Source organism: Burkholderia sp. MBR-1 (assembly GCF_013822785.1).
Taxonomy (GTDB): Bacteria; Pseudomonadota; Gammaproteobacteria; order Burkholderiales; family Burkholderiaceae; genus Burkholderia; species Burkholderia vietnamiensis.
This window is the reverse complement of the sequence record NZ_CP053610.1, coordinates 1,858,839-1,877,041: the sequence shown is the minus strand read 5'-3', so window position 1 is coordinate 1,877,041 and position 18,203 is coordinate 1,858,839. Positions and strand designations below refer to the sequence as shown.

The following is an 18,203-nucleotide window of genomic DNA, read 5'->3' as shown; positions in this document are numbered from 1 at the left end:
CATCCGCCGCGCCACGCTCGCCGAACAACTTTCTCAAGACTGCCACGATGAAATCCTTGCATGCCATATCGGCCGTGCTGGCCGCGCTCGCCCTGACGGTGCCCGCCGCCCACGCCGTGACCGTTCCGTCGAACGTCGCGCTCGCTCCTCAACAGGACCTGACGCGCCAGGTGCCCGCCGAAGTCGAATCGCTCGACCCGGCGCACATCGAGTCGTGGACCGGCAACACGATCGGGCTCGACCTGTTCGAAGGGCTGGCTCGCATCGACGCCGCCGGCCAGGTCGTGCCGGGCGTCGCGCAGTCGTGGGAGCGCAAGACGCCGCAGACCTGGCTGTTCAAGCTGCGTCACGACGCGAAGTGGAGCAACGGCCAGCCGGTGACGGCGGCGGATTTCGTCTATTCGTGGCAGCGGCTCGCCGATCCGAAGACGGGCTCGAAGTACACGATCCTGGTCGAATTCATCAAGAACGCGAAGGACATCATCGGCGGCAAGGCCGCGCCGGCGACGCTCGGCGTGCGCGCGGCCGATCCGTACACGCTCGAGGTGACGACCGACGTGCCGGTCGCGTTCTTCCCCGAGCTGACCGCGATGGCGCCGCTCGCGCCGGTGAACAAGGACACCGTCGCGAAGTTCGGCGACGCGTGGACGCGTCCGGGCAACCTGGTCAGCAACGGCGCGTACCAGCTCGTCGACTGGCAGCCGAACAACCGCATCGTGATCACCAAGGACGCGAAGTACTGGAACGCGCCGAAGGTCGTGATCAACAAGGTCACCTACCTGCCGATCGAAAGCGACGAGACCGCGATGCGCATGTATCAGGCCGGCCAGATCGACTACAGCTATTCGATTCCGTCGGGCATCTTCCAGCAGGTGAACAAGCAGTTCGGCGGCGAGCTGCGCCAGGGCCTGCAGCTGGCGACGTATTACTACTACCTGAACAACAGCGACGCGGTGCTGAAGGACAAGCGCGTGCGCCTCGCGCTGTCGATGGTGATCGATCGCGACCTGCTCACGTCGAAGCTCACGCAGGCCGGCGAGAAGCCGATGTACGGGCTGATGCCGAACGGCACGAAGGGCGTGCGCCCGTATACGCCGGACTGGGCGTCGTGGCCGATGGCCAAGCGCGTCGCGGCCGCCAGGGACCTGCTGAAGCAGGCCGGCTACTCCGACGCGAAGCCGCTGTCGTTCACGCTCACCTACAACACCAACGACCTGCACAAGAAGGTGGCGCTGTTCGCCGCGTCGGAATGGCGCACGAAGCTCGGGATCAACACGAAGCTCGAGAACGTCGAGTTCAAGGTGCTGATGAAGCAACGGCATGACGGCAAGGTGCAGATCGCGCGCGACGGCTGGTTCGCCGACTACAACGACGCGATGACGTTCTTCGACCTGATCCGCTGCGGCAGCGCGCAGAACACCGTCGGCTACTGCAACAAGCAGGTGGACGCGCTGGTCGACGAAGGCAACCAGAAGCTCGACGACGCCACGCGCACCGCGCTGCTCACGCAGGCGCACGACCTGGCGCTGAGCGACACGCCGATGGTGCCGCTGTTCCAGTACTCGGCCGACCGGCTCGTGAAGTCGTACGTGGGCGGCTACTCGCTGAAGAACGTGATCGACATGCGCGCTTCGCAGGACATGTACCTGATCAAGCACTGAGCGGAGCGATCATGCTGGCCTATGCACTGAGACGCACGTTGTGGGCGGTGCCGACGATCCTCGCCGTCATCACCGTCTGCTACCTGCTGTTGCACTTCACGCCCGGCGGCCCGTTCGATACGGAGAAGCAGCTGTCCGCGGCGACGCTCGCGAACCTGAATGCGAAGTACCACCTCGACGCGCCGCTGTGGAAGCAGTACCTGCTGTATCTCGGCTCGCTGCTGCACGGCGATCTCGGCCCGTCGTTCCGTTACGTCGACTGGTCGGTGAACGATCTCGTGAAGAAGGCGCTGCCCGTGAGTCTCGGCGTAGGCGGCGTGTCGATCCCGATCTCGATCGTGATCGGCGTGCTGCTCGGCACCGTCGCGGCCGTGCGCCGCGACAGCGTGATCGACCGCTTCGTGATGCTGCTCGGCAACTTCGGCAACGTCGTGCCGCCGTTCGTGCTCGGCCCGGTGCTGGTGTGGATCTTCGCGATCCTGCTGAAGACGTCGGCCGGCAACGGCTGGCTGCCGGCCGGCGGCTGGGGCGACGGCGGCTGGCAGTACCGGCTGCTGCCGATCGTGCTGCTGACCTTCATCAACGTGTCGCTGCTCGCCCGCGTGATGCGCGGCTCGATGATCGAGACGCTGTCGAGCAACTACATCCGCACCGCGCGCGCGAAGGGCCTGCCCGGCTCGACGATCGTGCTGCGCCATGCGCTCAAGCCCGCGCTGATGCCGGTCGTGTCGCTGTTCGGCACCGTGTGCATCACGTCGATCACGGCGGCCGTCGTCACCGAATCGGTGTTCTCGCTGCCGGGCCTCGGGCAACTCGTCGTGAACGGCGCGATCAACCGCGACTACACGCTGGTGCTCGGCCTCGTCGTGCTGACGACCGTCTTCGCCGTGCTGTTCAACCTGCTGGTCGACCTCGCGTACGCGTGGCTCGATCCGCGCATCCGTTACTGAGCGAGGCACTGCGATGACTCCGACCACTCCCGCCGTCGGCCTGCCCGTGCAGACCGACTCGCCGCCGCGTTCGCGCTCGCCGCTGGCGCTCGCGTTCGCGCGCTTCCTCCACAACCGCGCGGCGGTGTTCAGCCTGGTGCTGCTCGCGCTCGTCACGCTCGCCTGTTTCGTCGGCCCGTGGCTGCTCGCGGCCGATCCGGCCGCGAGCGACTGGAGCTCGATCAGCCTGCCGCCGACCTGGGCGAACCAGCACTGGTTCGGCACCGACGAGCTCGGCCGCGACCTGCTCGTGCGCACGCTGATCGGCGGCCGCGTGTCGATCGAGGTCGGCCTGCTCGGCACGCTGGTGTCCGGTCTGTTCGGCGTCGCGTGGGGCGCGACGGCCGGCTTCGCGGGCGGCCGGGTCGACTCCGCGATGATGCGCGTCGTCGACATGATGTATGCGATCCCGTACCTGCTGATCGCGATCCTGATGATGACGCTGTTCGGCCGTTCGTTCCTGCTCGTCGTGCTGACCATCAGCGCGTTCTCGTGGATCGACATGGCGCGCGTCGTGCGCGGCCAGACGCTGTCGCTGCGCAATCGCGAGTTCGTCGATGCGGCGCGCGCGATCGGCGTGTCGCCGACCTCGATCGTGCGGCGTCACATCGTGCCGAACCTGCTCGGCGTGGTGGTCGTGTACGCGACGGTGTCGGTGCCGAGCATCGTGCTGACCGAATCGGTGCTGTCGTTCCTCGGGCTCGGCGTCCAGGAGCCGATGACGAGCTGGGGCGTGCTGATCCAGGACGGCGCGCAGAAACTGGAATCGATGCCGTGGCTGCTGCTGGCCCCGGCCGTCATGCTGTGCGTGACGCTCTACTGCGTGAACTTCGTTGGCGACGGCCTGCGTGACGCGCTCGACCCGAAGGATCGCTGAGATGTCAGTGTTGCTTGAAGTAGAAAACCTCGGCGTGCGCTTCTCGCGCAAGGATGCCGCGCCGATCGACGCCGTGAACGGCGTGTCGTTCTCGCTGGAAGCCGGCAAGACGCTCGGCATCGTCGGCGAATCGGGCTCGGGCAAGAGCCAGACCGTGATGGCGCTGCTCGGGTTGCTGGCCGCCAACGGCACGACGACGGGCGCCGCGCGTTACCGCGGCGACGATCTGCTCGCGATGGACACGCGCGCGCTGAACGCGGTGCGCGGCGACCGCATCGCGATGATCTTCCAGGATCCGATGACGTCGCTGAACCCGTTCCTGACGATCGAGCGGCAGATGACCGAGACGCTGCAGCTGCATCGCAAGCTGTCGCGCAAGGACGCGACGCGACGCGCGATCGACGCGCTCGAAGCGGTGCGGATTCCGGACGCCGCGCGCCGCATCCGCATGTATCCGCACGAGTTCTCCGGCGGCATGCGTCAGCGCGTGATGATCGCGATGGCGCTGCTGTCCGAGCCGGAGATCCTGATCGCCGACGAGCCGACCACCGCGCTCGACGTGACCGTGCAGGCGCAGATCATCGACCTGCTGCGCGAGCTGAACCGCGAGCGCGGCACGGCGATCGTGCTGATCACGCACGACATGGGCGTGGTCGCCGGCCTCGCGGACGACGTGATGGTGATGTATGCGGGCCGCACCGTCGAATACGCGCCGGCCGATGCGATCTTCGCGGCGCCGTCGCATCCGTACACGATCGGCCTGCTGAACGCGCTGCCGCGGCTGACCGACGCCGTCGACGCGCCGCTCGTCGCGATCCCCGGCAATCCGCCGATGCCCGGCACCGCGCCGGCCGGCTGCGCCTTCGCGCAACGCTGCACGTACGCGCAGGAGCGCTGTGCCGCCGCGCGCCCCGCGCTCGAAACCTACGGCGCGGCGGGTGCGCTGCGCGCGTGCCACCGGCCGCTGGCCGATCTGACGGGAGGTCTGCGATGAGCGCCGCTGAAAGCCGCCATGCCGGCGCAAAGGAGACGACGAGCGACACGCTGCTGTCCGTCGACGATCTGAAGGTGCATTTCCGTGTGCCGCTGGGCGGCTATCCGTGGTCGCCGAAGGGCACGCTGCGCGCGGTCGACGGCGTGTCGTTCGACGTGAAGCGCGGCGAGACGGTCGGGCTCGTCGGCGAGTCGGGCTGCGGGAAGTCTACGCTCGCGCGCGCGCTGGTCGGCCTCGTGCCGATGACGGCCGGCACCGTGCGCTGGCGCGGCCAGGCCGTCGCGCCCGATCACCTGCGCGGCACCGCGATGCGTCGCGAAGTGCAGATGATCTTCCAGGATCCGCTCGCGTCGCTCGATCCGCGCATGACGATCGAGCAGATCGTCGCGGAGCCGCTCGTCACGCACCACGCGGGCCTCGGGCGCGCGGAAGTGCGCCGGCGCGTGATCACGATGCTCGAGCGCGTCGGTCTGAACGCGCATCACCTGCTGCGCTATCCGCACGAATTCTCCGGCGGACAGTGCCAGCGCATCGGCATCGCGCGCGCGCTGATCGGCGAGCCGAAGCTCGTGATCTGCGACGAGCCCGTGTCGGCGCTCGACGTGTCGATCCAGGCGCAGATCGTGAACCTGCTGCGCGATCTGCAGCGCGATCTGTCGCTGTCGTATCTGTTCGTCGCGCACGACCTGGCGGTGGTGAAGGCCATCAGCCGGCGCGTGCTCGTGATGTATCTCGGCCGTGTGATGGAGTTCGGCACGCGGCACGACGTGTACGGCGTGCCGCAGCACCCGTACACGAAGGCGCTGCTGGACGCGGCGCCGACGCCGGAGCCGGCGCGCGAGCGTGCTCGCCGTCCGATGCTGTTGACGGGCGAGATGCCGTCGCCGCTGAATCCGCCGTCCGGCTGCGCGTTTCGCACGCGCTGTCCGGTCGCGATCGACGCATGCGCGCAGGACGTGCCGCAGCCGGAAGTCCGGCCCGGCTCGGCGGCGCGCGTCGCGTGCATCCGGGCGGGCGTCGCGGCGGCGTGATGTGACGCAGCAAACACAACGATGCAGGTCAACAGGGGTAAGGGCGGCGCGAACGATCTTCGTGCGGCGGGTACAGGCGCGTCCGTAGCCGGGCACGCCGGGGGGCCGGAAGCGGACCGCAACCGGCATGGACGACTTCAACACAAGACGAGAATGACGATGAACAAGCAAAAGAAGATCGGGACGGCATCGAAGATGCTGCTTGCATGGGGCTTGCCCGCGCTCGCCGGCGTCACGCTGGGCGGTGTCGCGCGCGCCGACGACGCGGCGCCTGCGCCGCTGACCGTCGCCCAGGCCACGCCGAGCGCCGGGGCCGGCGCCGGCGCGTCGGTTGCGCAGGCAACGACGCCGAACGCCATTGTCAACGCCGAGGCGACCCAGGCCGTCACGCCGCCCGACGAACCGTCTGCCCAGTCGAAATCGAACGGCTTCATCGCCGACAGCCATCTGAACTTCCTGTTCCGCAACTACTCGGACGTGCTCGACAGCAAGGGCGGCCCGCACCGCCACGCGTGGGTCCAGGGCGTGATGGCGAACTTCGAGTCGGGCTACACGACGGGCCTGATCGGCTTCGGCGTGGACGCATCGGTGTATGCGGCGCTGAAGCTCGACGGCGGCGCGGGCGCCGGCAGCATGGTGCACATCGCGAAGGGCGGCGGCGGCGGCAACCAGCTCGCATGGGCCTATCCGGGCATCTACGACGTGAAGGCGCGCATCTCGAACACGGTGATCAAGTACGGTCTGCAGGCCGTCGACAACCCGTTCATGGAGCAGCACGACAACCGCGCGCTGCCGCCGACCTTCCTCGGCGCGACGATCGTCAGCAACGAATTCAAGAACGTGATGCTCGAGGCCGGCAGCTTCACGAAGAACGACGCGCGCGGTCACACCACGCTCACGAACCTGACGACCCAATACGGCGGCACGCGCGTGAACCGCCTGACTTACGTCGGCGGTACTTGGGACTACTCGCCGAATGGCGAAGTCGCGCTGTACGCGAACCAGGCCGACGACGTGTGGCATCAGTACTACGCATCGGTGAAGCACAGCATCGGCAGCGCGGACACCATCAAGTGGACGGGCTTCGGCAACGTCTATTCGACGCACGACACCGGCGACGCGCTGCAGGGCAAGATCGACAACAACGCGTACAGCCTGTCGCTCGCGGCGCAGCACGGGCCGCACGAGCTGCTGCTCGGCTATCAGCAGATCCTCGGCGACCAGTTCTTCGACTACCTGAACGAAACCAACGGCATCTTCCTGACCAACTCGATGGACGTCGACTACAACGCGCCGCACGAAAAGTCGCTGCAGCTGCGCTACACGTTCTACGGCAAGGAAGCGGGGCTGCCGGGCTTCAAGGCGATGATCTGGGGCGTGACGGGCTGGGGCGCGGACGGCAGCGCAGGCGCCGCGAACGATCCGAGCAAGTCGAGCATCTACTGGAGCAACGGTGCGCCGGTGCAGGGCCGTCACCACGAGTTCGGCTTCATCCCGTCGTACACGTTCCAGAGCGGCAAGCTGAAGGACACGAAGGTCACGTTCATCGCGATGTGGCACAACGGTTCGGCCCATTACTCGGACGCGACGAACCGCGAGTATCGCCTCGTGGTGAACCTGCCGCTGCACGCGTTCTGACCGGATGGCGGCCGCGGCGAACGTCGCGGCCGTTTCTCTTGTGAGAGGGCGGCCTGCCGCCGAAGGACGATCAGGCGGGCTTGTGCAATCCGGCGATCGGATCGTTCGCGGCCGGTGTCTCTTCGAGCAGCGACGCGAGTTCGCGGCCCGTGTCGCGCCACGCGTCGAGGCCGCCGCGCAGCGGCAGCGCATCGGTGAAGCCGGCGTCGAGCAGACGCCGCGCCATCAGCGCGGCCGTCACTTCGTTCGGGCACGAGCAGTACACGACGAACTTCTGCGTGAGCGGATAGCGGGCGACGATGTCGTCGATGTGCCGTTCGTCCGCGAACTGCGCGCCCGGGATCGTGAACGGATCGAGCTTGCGGTGCTCGGCCGAGCGGACGTCGAGCACCACCGGCGCGGATGGATCGCGCAGCAGCCGCTCCAGCTCGTCGACGCCGATGCGCGCGCTCGCGAGCTGCCGGATCAGCGCGCGGCGGCGCATCCAGCGCACGGCCGCATAGAGCGCGAGCAGTGCGACGATCACCAGCAGCACCGCGCGGCCGAGCCGGCTCGCGCCGGCGAACAGCCAGTCGATCTGGCGGTAGAACACGAGCCCCGCGCCGAGCGCGACGATGGTCCACAATGCGGCGCCCAGCGCGTCGTAGCCGGCGAACGTGCGATAGCGCGTGCCGAGCGCGCCGGCCATCGGCACCGATACCAGCGACAGGCCGGGAATGAAGCGTGCTACCGCGAGCACGCGCACGCCGTAGCGGCCGAAGAAACGTTCGGTTTTCCTCACGCAGGAATCGCGCGACAGCGACAGCCGGCAGATCGTCTTCAGCGTCGCGCCGCCGTAGCGGCGACCGGCGACGTACCACACGGTGTCGCCGATCAGCGCGCCGAGCACCGACAGCGCGAGCACCGTCACGACCTGCGAGCCGATCATCGCCGGATGCATGGCGGCCATCGCGCCGAACAGCACGAGCGTCGGCATCGCCGGCACCGGCAGACCGATGGCCGCCGCGAGCACGTTGGCGAACACGAGAAGCGGCCCGTACTGGGCGACGAGGTCACGGAGCATGGCGGCTGCCCGAAAAGGAGCGCGCAGACGACGCGCGGATGCGCCGATTATCGGCCATTTTCAAGCCGACGGCGGGAGAACGACGAAGCGCGCCGAACGGCGCTGCGGACAGGCGGAACGGACGCGGTGAGCCGGCGCGTGGCACGCGGCTCACCGTGGAGATCAGGACGACGTGCGGGCGAGAGAGACGGCGCCGTGATTCTCGCCGGGCAGCTCGGCGCCGTGCGAGCGGATCGCCGCGATCAGTTCGGCCGGCGTGATTTCGTAGCGGACCTCGCGATGAATGCCGGGCTTGCGTTCGTCGATCTCGATCAGCAGCACGCTCTTGCCGTCGGCAGTCGATTCGAGCCGCAGCGAGCGCAATTCGCGGCCGTCGGCCGGGTCGTGTTCGGTGAGCAGGGTCATTGCCCCGGATGAGCCGGTAGTGCGCATCGAACCTATCCTCGTGTCGTGTGTGCGTGGTTGGCGAAGATGTCGTTGTTGAATGCAGCTTGATGGAGTTTAACGCGAACGGGCCGCGACACGGAGCATTTTCGTGGGCGTGAAATGAGGGCTGCACCACCGATCCCTCTGATGTTTGAGCCGCGCGGGGCGGGCGTTCCGGCCGGCTCCGGGCCCGCCGCGCGCGGCGCCCGGCCGGTCTACGCGGCCGGGCGCACCGCTGCCGTCAGAAGCGCTCGGGCAGCCCCATCGCCGGATCGCTGACCGAGTGACGGCCCGTCTCGACGCGGCCGGCCACGCGGCGCGCGAAGCTCGGGTCGCTGTCGGCGGTGACGACGAAGTCGTACCAGTGGCCCGTCGAGTCGAGCTTCCAGTGCAGTTCGTGCTGCGCGCCGCCGTGTACCGCGACGGTCCACGTCGTGCCCGCATCGGCGCCGCGGTCGTGATCGTCGCTTGCGCCGTGGCCGGACAGCGGGCCGTACGCCTGGTTCGATTTGACCGTGAAGCGCACGGTGTCGCCGCCGTCGTTGCGCAGCCGCAGATGCAGGTTGCCGCTCGCGCCCGCGTAGCCGACCCGGATCTCCGGGTGCGGCGCGCGTGCGCCGGCAAGCTGCGCGAGATCGCCGGTGAAGCGGCGGTGATAGCCGTTCGGGCCGAGCACCCAGAGGTCATATTTACCGGCGTCGTCGGCGCGTGCGGCCCAGTCGCCGCGCAGCGCCTTGCCCGGCTCGACGACGTAGCGGCGCGGCACGCGGTCGAGGTGCAGCTTGTCGTAGACATGGAACACCGCCGCCGCCCGGCCGGTATTCGCGAACTTCAGCGTGACGGTGCCGTTGCCGCCATCGACGTGCGCGCTCGCATGCAGCTCGTACGGCAACGCGCGCGACGGACGCACGCCCACGGCCTGCGCCGGCAGCGACGGCGTGGCGGGCGGCGTGATCTTCGGCGCGGCCTGTTGGGCTGCGCTCAGCGCATCGGCGGCGCTTTTCGTCGTGCGGCCCGCGAGCGTCGGCAGCGGTTCGTCGTTCGGCGTGCGGAAGTTGAACGCGCTGGTCAGGTCGCCGCACACCGCGCGGCGATAGGCGCTGATCTGCGGCTCGACCACGCCGAAGCGTTTTTCGAGGAAAAGCAGCGTCGACGTATGGTCGAACACCTGCGAGTTGACCCAGCCGCCGCGACTCCACGGCGACACGACCCACATCGGCACGCGCGGGCCGGGGCCGTACGGGCGGCCGTCGGCCGCGGGCTGGCTCGAGGTGGCCGGTGCGAAGTCGTGGTATTCGACCGCGACGTCGGCTGCCGCGAGCGTATGGCCGCCGGCGAGCGAGCCGTCGGCGTTGCGCGACGGCACGGCCGGCGACGGCATGTGGTCGAAGAAGCCGTCGTTCTCGTCGTAGTTGACGAGCAGCACCGTCTTGCTCCACACCTCCGGGTTAGCGGTCAGCGCGTCGAGCACGGCCTGCACGTACCACGCGCCCTGCGCGGGGCTCGACGGCCCCGGATGCTCGCTGTACGCCGACGGCGGAATGATCCACGACACTTCGGGCAGCTTGCCGGTGCGGATGTCGTCGCGCAGCGTTTCGAGAAAACCGTACGGCATCGTGTTGCCGAAGCCTTTCGCGAGCGGGCTCAACGCGTCGTCGATCGTCGGATCGTAGAACGCGCCGGCCGCCGTCACCGGCTGCGTGATGTCCGTCGACGCAACGTACGCCGGCCGGCGTGCGGCCGGCATCTGCTCGATGGCCGCGCGCCAGTGGCGAAAGCTCATCATCTCGTTGCAGCCGAAGTTGTCGATCAGGCTCTGGTAGACCTTCCAGCTCACGCCGGCGTGCTGCAGCCGGTCCGCGTAGGTCGTCCACGTCCAGCCCTGGCTCGACGGGCCGATGTCGTTGCCGCCGTTGAACTGGTTGTTCAGTGCGGCGACCTTCACGCGGCTGCCGTCGGCCGGGCTGACGCCGTTCGGGCCGTTGGTGCCGCTCCAGTAGAACAGCCGGTTCGCGATCGTGCCGGTGTGCATCCCGCAGTGGTAGTGGTCGCACAGCGTGAACGCATCGGCGAGCGCGCGCTGGAACGGCACTTCGGCCGCATCGTAATAGCCCATCGACAGCGGCGTCTTCGCGTCGGGCCAGCGGTTCATGCGGCCGTGATCCCAGGCGGCCTGCGCGTCGGCCCACGTGTGCGGCGTGCCGCCCGCGCGCTGCGCGTTGCCCTGGCTCGCATCGAGGTGGTACGGCGTGATGGTCGCCGCGGGCGTCGCCTTCGTGTAGGTCTGGTGGAACACGTCGCGGCCGTTCGGCGACGGCACCGCGAAGCGATCGCCGTAACCGCGCACGCCCTTGAACGTGCCGAAGTAACCGTCGAACCCGCGGTTCTCCATCATCAGCAGCACGACGTGCTTCACGTCGTTGATCGTCCCCGATTCATGGAAGGCGGGAATCGCGAGCGCGCGGCGAATGCTCGGCGGAAACGCGGTCAGCGCGGCGCCGGCGAGGCCGGCAGTGGCCGTCTGCTGAAGGAATTTACGGCGTGAGGTCATGGCGTTCTGGTCCTGTGATGGCGGGAGCGAGAGTGACGTCGGTGGGGTGCGCGCGGGCGTCGTCCGGGCGCGGACGGGTCGCGATGCGGGTGCGATGGCGCGCATCGGGCCATGCCGCGATTCCGCTTGCCGCGCGCTCGTGATGCGCGGTGCGGAGAGCAGTCTAGGGAGCGCAGATGACGTCGCCATGATGCGGAAATGACATGACGCTCCGTGTGATGGAAGTTGCGGGTGCAACGAGATGGCGGACGTGCGTTACGGTGTCTCGATGGAAGGAAGTTACCGATCCTGCGGTCGCGAGACGGCAGAAATTTCCGATTCGATGCGGGCTTCTTGACGCGATGTCGTTGCGCATGCAACGTATGCGATGGCCTTTGGTCGATGTTTCACTGTCGTGAACGACGATGTGCTGCGCGTGGTGGTGGCTGCTGCTCGGTGACACTTCTTTGACGATCGCGCGTGTCATATGCATTCAACGATTCGTTGGTTTTCAACCGATCGCGGCAATCGTATCGTCGACAAATTTGCCGACCGTCGCGACGGGCATCGTCGTGCGATGAACGATGGATGCGATCGTCCGCGGCGCTTCGTGAAGCGACGGCGTAGCGATATGTGCCGCCGGTTCCGGCACGTGCGGCGCCGCCCGATGCGTTCGGTCGTTTCGCCGTGCTTGTTTTCGCTGCGTGGCTTTGCGCAACCGTCTCTTTCCATGGAAGCCGACTCGATGAAAACCGTACTCCGGAACCTGACCGCCGCCTGCCTGATCGTTGTGACCGGCGCAGCGCTTGCCGTCGACACGCCGCAGCGCGTGGCCGTCGCGGGTGCGCCGAGCGGCGATGCGCATCTGCCGCCCGGCATCGCATGGCAGCAGGGCGACGTCGACGCGGCCTTCGCGCTCGCGAAGCGCACCGGCAAGCCGCTGCTGCTGTACTGGGGCGCGGTGTGGTGCCCGTCGTGCAACCAGGTGAAGTCGACCGTCTTCAGTCAGCAGGCGTTCAAGACGCGCTCGTCGTTGTTCGTGCCGGTGTATCTCGACGGCGATACCGAAAGCGCGCAGAAGCTCGGCGAGCGCTTCAAGGTGCACGGCTATCCGACGATGATCCTGTTTCGGCCCGACGGCACCGAGGTGACGCGGCTGCCGGGCGAAGCCGATCTCGACCGCTACATGCAGGCGCTGTCGCTGGGGATGACGGCCACCCATCCGGTGCGGCAGACGCTCGCGACCGCGCTGAACGAGGGCGCGGCGCTGACGCCGTCCGAATGGCATCTGCTCGCCGATTATTCGTGGGATACCGACGGTGCGCTGCCGGTGCCGCCCGACCGTGTGGCCGTGACGCTGCAGACGCTGTCGCAGCGTGCGCGCGCGGCCGGCGCGACGGCGGACGCCGCGCGTTTCGCGCTGAAGGCGGCGGTGGTCGCGGCGTCGGACGATCCCGCGCAGGCCGGCGCGCTCGACAAGGCCGCGCTCGCCGATGCGCTGCGCGACGTGCTGCGCGATCCGCCGCTCGCGCGTGCGGATTCCGACGTACTCGTCGCGGCGCCGGCCCGCGTGGTCGCGTACCTCGGCGGCGAGCCCGCGCAGCGCACGAAGCTGCGCGGTGCTTACGACGCTGCGCTCGCACGGCTGTCGACGGACGCCACGCTGTCGGCGATCGACCGGCTGATGGCGCTGCATGGCCGCGTGCTGCTCGCGCGCGGCGACGCACGCGACGGCACGCGGCTCGACACGGCCGCGCCCGCGCTGCTCACCGCTGCGCGCAAGCAGATCGCGGCCTCGGTGCAGGGCGCGGCGAACGCGTACGAGCGGCAGGCGCTCGTCAGCGAAGCGGCCGACACGTTGACCGACGCCGGGCTGTACGACGAATCGGACGCGCTGCTGAAGGCCGAGCTGCCGCGTTCGTCGACGCCGTATTACTTCATGTCGGGACTGGCCGCGAACGCGAAGGCGCGCGGCGACAAGGCGGCGGCGCTGGACTGGTATCGAAAGGCGTACGACGCGGCGAGCGGATCGGCGACGAAATTGCGCTGGGGCGCGACCTATTTCGCGAATGCGGTCGCGCTGGCGCCGGACGATTCGGCGCGGATCGAAGGGATCGCCGCGAGCGTGCTCGCGCAGGCGTCCGGCACGCGCGATGCGTTTTACGGTGCGAACCTGCGGGCGCTGACCAAGGTCGTTACGCAGCTGAAGCGCTGGCGTAGCGACGGCGCGCACGATGCATCGGTCCGGTCGGTCGTGAAGCAGTTCGACGGCGTATGCGCAAAGCTGCCGGCAGGTGATCCGCAGGCGGCGGCGTGCGCGAAACTGCTTCAGCCGGTGAAGGCCTGAGGCTGCGGGCCTGAGGCCGCGATGACGCGCGGCTGGGCGTGCCGGCCGCGTGGTCGCCGCGATTGCTCAGTGGCTGGTTTCGGACGACGGGCTGCCGTCGCTGCCGTACCCGGCATGCTGCTCGCGCGCGATCTTCGCTTCTGCTGAAACGATGCTGGCGGGATAGAACCAGTCGCTCGGCTGGAAGCCGGCTTGCTTCAGCGCTTTCACTTCGGCCCGGACCTGCGCGCGCGTGAGCGGCGGGTTCGATTGAGCTTGCGCCTGGGCTTGGACTTCGGCCTGCGCTTGTGCTGCGAGCGGCGCGGATGCGGCTACCGCGATGACGATTGCGGGAAACAGGCGCTTCATGATCGTGAACCTCGATGTGTGCGGCTGGCTGCCAAGCCTGCAAACGATTTCGTCTGATATGGCGGCAACGGGTGAACCCAGTGTAGGCCGCGCTGCCCGTGGGAAAAATGCGATTGCTCCCAATGCAGTTTTTTGCTGGCGACAACAATGGGCGGGTTGGTTCGGACGAAAGCGGGTGGTGGTGTGCTTGGTGGGCATGCGGGACGGGCGGGATGATCGTTTGCGTCGTGCTGATGATGACAGCGGTGCCCGGCACACCGGGCAATGGCCGCGAAGACGGCGGAAGGCGGGAACGTAAGGCGGAAACGTAGGAAAGCGGGGGGGCAGCGCAGTCCGCACGGCCGGCATCTGCGGCGCCATCAAGCGCTCGATCACGCGCGACGCCGAGCTTGCCGGCCGCGTCGCCACGGCCGACACGAGCCGGGCGGCGCGCGTCTGAACGCCGCCGCCCGATGCTGACGCTTACACGAGGCCCGTGGTGTAGTACACGGCGATCACGAAGAACACCGCGAGTGTCTTGATCACCGTGACCGCGAAGATGTCGCGATACGATTCGCGGTGCGTGAGGCCCGTGACGGCCAGCAGCGTGATGACCGCGCCGTTGTGCGGCAGCGTGTCCATGCCGCCGCTTGCCATCGCGACGACCCGGTGCAGCACTTCCAGCGGAATGTTGGCGGCCTGTGCGCCCTTGATGAACAGGTCCGACATCGCGGCGAGCGCGATGCTCATGCCGCCCGACGCCGAACCGGTGATGCCGGCGAGCGAGCTGACCGACACGGCCGCGTTGACGAGCGGGTTCGGGATGCTCTTGAGCGCATCGCTGACGACCAGGAAGCCCGGCAGCGCGGCAATCACGCCGCCGAAGCCGTATTCGGACGCGGTGTTCATCGCCGCGAGCAGCGCGCCGCCGACGGCGGCCTTCGACCCGACCGCAAAGCGCCCGCTCACGCGCTTGAACGCGGTCAGGATCACCAGCACGATGCCGAGCAGCAATGCGGCCTCGACCGACCAGATCGCGACGACCGTCTTGATCGACGTCGTGACGGGCGCATGCACGCCGGGCAGCACGTCCGGCGCGACCGTGTACGACGCGGCGCCGTACCACTGCGGGATCAGCTTCGTGAACGCGAAGTTCGAAACGCCGACGAGGATCAGCGGCAGGATCGCCAGCGCCGGATGCGGCAGCGCAGTTGCTTCGACGCGTTCCGGCTCGTTCACGAGCGACGTGCCGTAGCCTTCGCCCTTCGCCATCGCCGAGCGGCGGCGCCATTCGAGATACGTGAGGCCCACGACGATGATGAACAGCGAGCCGATCGTGCCGAGCGCAGGCGCGGCCCACGCGGTCGTCTTGAAGAACGTGGTCGGGATGATGTTCTGGATTTGCGGCGTGCCGGGCAGCGAATCCATCGTGAACGAGAACGCGCCGAGCGCGATCGCGCCGGGCATCAGCCGTTTCGGAATGTTGCTCTGGCGATAGAGTTCGGCCGCGAACGGATAGACGGCGAACACCACGACGAACAGCGACACGCCGCCATAGGTGAGCAGCGCACACACCACGACGATCACCGCATTGGCACGCGAGCGGCCGATGTAGCGGATCGCCGCATGGACGATCGACTCGGAGAACCCGGACAGTTCGATCACCTTGCCGAATACGGCGCCGAGCATGAACACCGGGAAATAGAGTTTGACGAAGCCGACCATCTTCTCCATGAATATGCCGGAGAAGACCGGGGCGACGGCGGCCGGTTCGGTCAGCAGGACCGCGCCGAGCGCGGCGATCGGCGCGAACAGGATCACGCTGTAGCCGCGATAGGCGGCGAACATCAGGAACGCCAGCGCGGCGAGGACGATCACGAAAGACAAGGGAGTCTCCTAATGGCTTTGGTTTGTTTTCGATCGCGGGACGCGCCGCGGACCGGCTCGGGGTCGTGCAGGTTTCGTGCCATCGGCCGGAGTGCGCCGCCGGGCGGGCGCCCGGCGCAGGCCGGCGGGCCCGCGCCGGCCAATGTCTGAAGATTCTACATAAAACGTCTCGCTCCGGAGACGATGTCCTGCCCGCCGACGCGCGCCAAACGGGGCAGGGCTTTCCCGGACAACGCATTCCGGCAGGTCTCCGAAATGAGATACTGCGTCTCGCTTTGGAGACAGCCGGCCAACGATACATGGAGACGACGACACGATGATGAACGACCTGGCCCGCCTGCCCATCAATTTTGGCGACGTGCTGCGCCGCGCCGCCGAGTCGCTGTTCCGCACGTTCGAGGATTCCAGTGCGGGCACGGTGGTGGTCGATCGCGACGCGCGCGTCGTCTGGATGAACGAGCGGTATGCGGCGCGCTTCGGCTTCGCGGATCCGCAGCAGGCGATCGGCCTCGACTGCGAAGCCGTGATTCCGAATAGTTTGATGCGCGAGGTGGTGTCGACCGGCCAGCCGATTCTGCTGGACATCATGGAGACCGGCCGCGAGCCGCTCGTCGTCACGCGCCTGCCGTTGAAGAACGAGGCGGGCGAGACGGTCGGCGCGATCGGCTTTGCGCTGTTCGATCAACTGAAGACGCTCACGCCGATCTTTTCGCGCTACGCGCAGCTTCAACAGCAGCTGATCGCGACGCAGCGTTCGCTCGCGCAGGCGCGCCGTGCCAAGTACACCTTTGCGAGCTTCGTCGGCACGAGCGCGGCGAGCCTCGAGACCAAGCGGCAGGCACGGCGCGCGGCGCAGGTCGATTCGCCGGTGCTGCTGCTCGGCGAGACGGGCACCGGCAAGGAACTGCTCGCGCATGCGATCCACGCGGCGTCGGCGCGTGCGTTGCAACCGCTCGTGACGGTGAACGTCGCGGCGATCCCCGACACGCTGCTCGAAACCGAGTTCTTTGGCGCGGCGCCCGGTGCGTATACGGGCGCCGATCGCAAGGGGCGCGTCGGCAAGTTCGAGCTGGCAGATCGCGGCACACTGTTTCTCGACGAGATCGGCGACATGCCGTTGCCGCTGCAGGGGAAGCTGCTGCGGGTGTTGCAGGACAAGGAGTTCGAACCGGTCGGCTCGAACCGGATCGTGCGCGCCGATGTGCGGATCATCGCCGCGACCTCCGCCGATCTGCCGGCGCTCGTCGAGGCCGGCCGCTTTCGCGCCGACCTCTATTACCGCCTCAATGTGCTGACGATTCATGCGCCGCCGCTGCGCGAGCGCGCATCCGACATCGCGGCGCTCGTCTACGCGACGCTCGAGGAACTGGCTGCGCAGCATGGCCGCGCCGCGCATTGCGAACTGACCGACGACGCGCTGCGGATGCTGTGCGCGTATCCGTGGCCGGGCAACGTGCGCGAGCTGCGCAACACGCTCGAGCGCGCACTGATGCTGTCGGACCGTTCGGTGATCGATGCGGCCGCGCTCGCGTCGTTCCTCGGTCCGGTGCGCATGACGGCGGACGGCGTGCCGGCGGGCACGCTGGTTGCGCCGCTGGCGGGCCGGAGCACCACCGATGCCGCGGGCGCCGACGCTGCGCCGTTGGCTTCGTACGCCGACGCATTGGCCGCCTGGGAGCGCCAGTTCCTGACCGACGCCCTTGCGGCGTGCGACGGGAAGGTAACCGAAGCCGCTGCACGAATCGGCATCGGCCGCGCGACGCTGTACAAGAAGATGACGGCGCTCGGAATCGACCGGTGACGACGTAAGCCTGAAGCGAACGGGCTGGCAGCGCGGCGCCCGTGACGCGCCGGGCAGGAGGCAACGATGAAGCGAATCCGTATCGCAGCATGGCTCGCCGCATTGGTGACGGCGTCTTCCTTCGCGCAGTCCGATGCGGAAATACCGGCCGCGCGGCGCAACTGGTACAACGATCCGTTCGTTGCACTGTCGCAGGACTACGCGGAATGTCCGCTGCCGCTCGGCCCGTGGATGACGCACGCCGAGATGGAGGACGACGCGCATTATCGCGTCGAGCGCGGCACCACCTGCTGGCTCGCCCATCGCTGCACGAAGCCGAACTCCTATATGTACGACGAGCCGATTGCCGCGGCGGCGAAAGCGCATTTTTCGGGCAGCGAGCGCCTGCGCGGCACGAGCCTGTGGATCACCGTGCAGCGGCGCTTCATATATGTCGAAGGATGTGCCGAAGCCGCCTTCGACCGGCAAGCGCTGGCACGCGAACTCGGTGCGCTTCCCGACGTCGAGCAGGTGTTCGTTCGCATCACCGACGATCCGCACCGGGCTTTGCCGTACAGGACGCGCGCCCGTCCCGACCGGGCGCCGGACCGGACGCCCGACTGAACACGGGGTAACGACGCATGGCATACTCG

At 68.1% G+C, this 18,203-nt stretch carries 15 protein-coding genes; 9 read left to right on the top strand and 6 right to left on the bottom strand.

Features of this window, described 5'->3' with window-relative positions; genetic code table 11:
• Positions 1-47: 47 nt before the first annotated feature.
• The 6 genes from MBR110_RS22980 to MBR110_RS22955 all read left to right on the top strand — a co-directional run bounded on the left by MBR110_RS22980 (position 48) and on the right by MBR110_RS22955 (position 7,190).
• Positions 48-1,661: a peptide ABC transporter substrate-binding protein gene (locus MBR110_RS22980; protein ID WP_060081269.1), complete on the top strand. Its 1,614-nt coding sequence runs from the start codon at positions 48-50 to the stop codon at positions 1,659-1,661.
• A gap of 11 nt (positions 1,662-1,672) precedes the next feature.
• Positions 1,673-2,611, top strand: a complete 939-nt coding sequence (locus MBR110_RS22975) for an ABC transporter permease subunit (RefSeq protein WP_011881050.1) — start codon at positions 1,673-1,675, stop codon at positions 2,609-2,611.
• A gap of 13 nt (positions 2,612-2,624) precedes the next feature.
• Positions 2,625-3,527: an ABC transporter permease gene (locus MBR110_RS22970; RefSeq protein ID WP_011881049.1), complete on the top strand. Its 903-nt coding sequence runs from the start codon at positions 2,625-2,627 to the stop codon at positions 3,525-3,527.
• A 1-nt stretch (position 3,528) separates the two neighbouring features.
• Positions 3,529-4,521 (top strand): ABC transporter ATP-binding protein, encoded by a 993-nt coding sequence (locus MBR110_RS22965; protein WP_011881048.1) that lies wholly within the window; start codon positions 3,529-3,531, stop codon positions 4,519-4,521.
• The gene (locus MBR110_RS22960; protein WP_045577618.1) at positions 4,518-5,552 is read left to right on the top strand and encodes an ABC transporter ATP-binding protein; all 1,035 of its coding nucleotides are present in this window, start codon (positions 4,518-4,520) and stop codon (positions 5,550-5,552) included. The genes MBR110_RS22965 and MBR110_RS22960 overlap by 4 nt, the downstream gene beginning before the upstream one ends.
• A gap of 159 nt (positions 5,553-5,711) precedes the next feature.
• Positions 5,712-7,190, top strand: a complete 1,479-nt coding sequence (locus MBR110_RS22955) for an OprD family porin (protein ID WP_014724173.1) — start codon at positions 5,712-5,714, stop codon at positions 7,188-7,190.
• A gap of 70 nt (positions 7,191-7,260) precedes the next feature.
• On the opposite strand, the gene MBR110_RS22950 is transcribed toward MBR110_RS22955, so the two are convergent.
• The 4 genes from MBR110_RS22950 to MBR110_RS22935 form a co-directional block, all read right to left on the bottom strand.
• Positions 7,261-8,253, bottom strand: a complete 993-nt coding sequence (locus MBR110_RS22950; protein ID WP_011881045.1) for a DedA family protein/thiosulfate sulfurtransferase GlpE — start codon at positions 8,251-8,253, stop codon at positions 7,261-7,263.
• 162 nt (positions 8,254-8,415) lie between these two features.
• Positions 8,416-8,685, bottom strand: a complete 270-nt coding sequence (locus MBR110_RS22945) for a hypothetical protein (RefSeq protein WP_011881044.1) — start codon at positions 8,683-8,685, stop codon at positions 8,416-8,418.
• 235 nt (positions 8,686-8,920) lie between these two features.
• Positions 8,921-11,230, bottom strand: a complete 2,310-nt coding sequence (locus MBR110_RS22940; protein WP_059568477.1) for a phosphocholine-specific phospholipase C — start codon at positions 11,228-11,230, stop codon at positions 8,921-8,923.
• Positions 11,231-11,720: 490 nt separating this feature from the next.
• Entirely contained in the window at positions 11,721-11,927 is a 207-nt protein-coding gene (locus tag MBR110_RS22935; protein WP_014724170.1) for a hypothetical protein, read from the bottom strand.
• A gap of 27 nt (positions 11,928-11,954) precedes the next feature.
• On the opposite strand from MBR110_RS22935, the gene MBR110_RS22930 reads away from it, so the two are divergent.
• Positions 11,955-13,556: a thioredoxin family protein gene (locus MBR110_RS22930; RefSeq protein ID WP_011881040.1), complete on the top strand. Its 1,602-nt coding sequence runs from the start codon at positions 11,955-11,957 to the stop codon at positions 13,554-13,556.
• A 66-nt stretch (positions 13,557-13,622) separates the two neighbouring features.
• Here MBR110_RS22930 and MBR110_RS22925 read toward each other — a convergent pair whose 3' ends face one another.
• A complete protein-coding gene (locus tag MBR110_RS22925; protein ID WP_011881039.1) occupies positions 13,623-13,904 on the bottom strand; it encodes a DUF4148 domain-containing protein in 282 nt (93 codons plus the stop codon).
• 462 nt (positions 13,905-14,366) lie between these two features.
• Positions 14,367-15,770: a GntP family permease gene (locus MBR110_RS22920; RefSeq protein ID WP_011881038.1), complete on the bottom strand. Its 1,404-nt coding sequence runs from the start codon at positions 15,768-15,770 to the stop codon at positions 14,367-14,369.
• A gap of 316 nt (positions 15,771-16,086) precedes the next feature.
• On the opposite strand from MBR110_RS22920, the gene MBR110_RS22915 reads away from it, so the two are divergent.
• A complete protein-coding gene (locus tag MBR110_RS22915; RefSeq protein ID WP_045577621.1) occupies positions 16,087-17,571 on the top strand; it encodes a sigma-54 interaction domain-containing protein in 1,485 nt (494 codons plus the stop codon).
• 66 nt (positions 17,572-17,637) lie between these two features.
• Positions 17,638-18,174 (top strand): BON domain-containing protein, encoded by a 537-nt coding sequence (locus tag MBR110_RS22910; RefSeq protein ID WP_045577622.1) that lies wholly within the window; start codon positions 17,638-17,640, stop codon positions 18,172-18,174.
• The last annotated feature ends 29 nt before the right edge of the window (positions 18,175-18,203 follow it).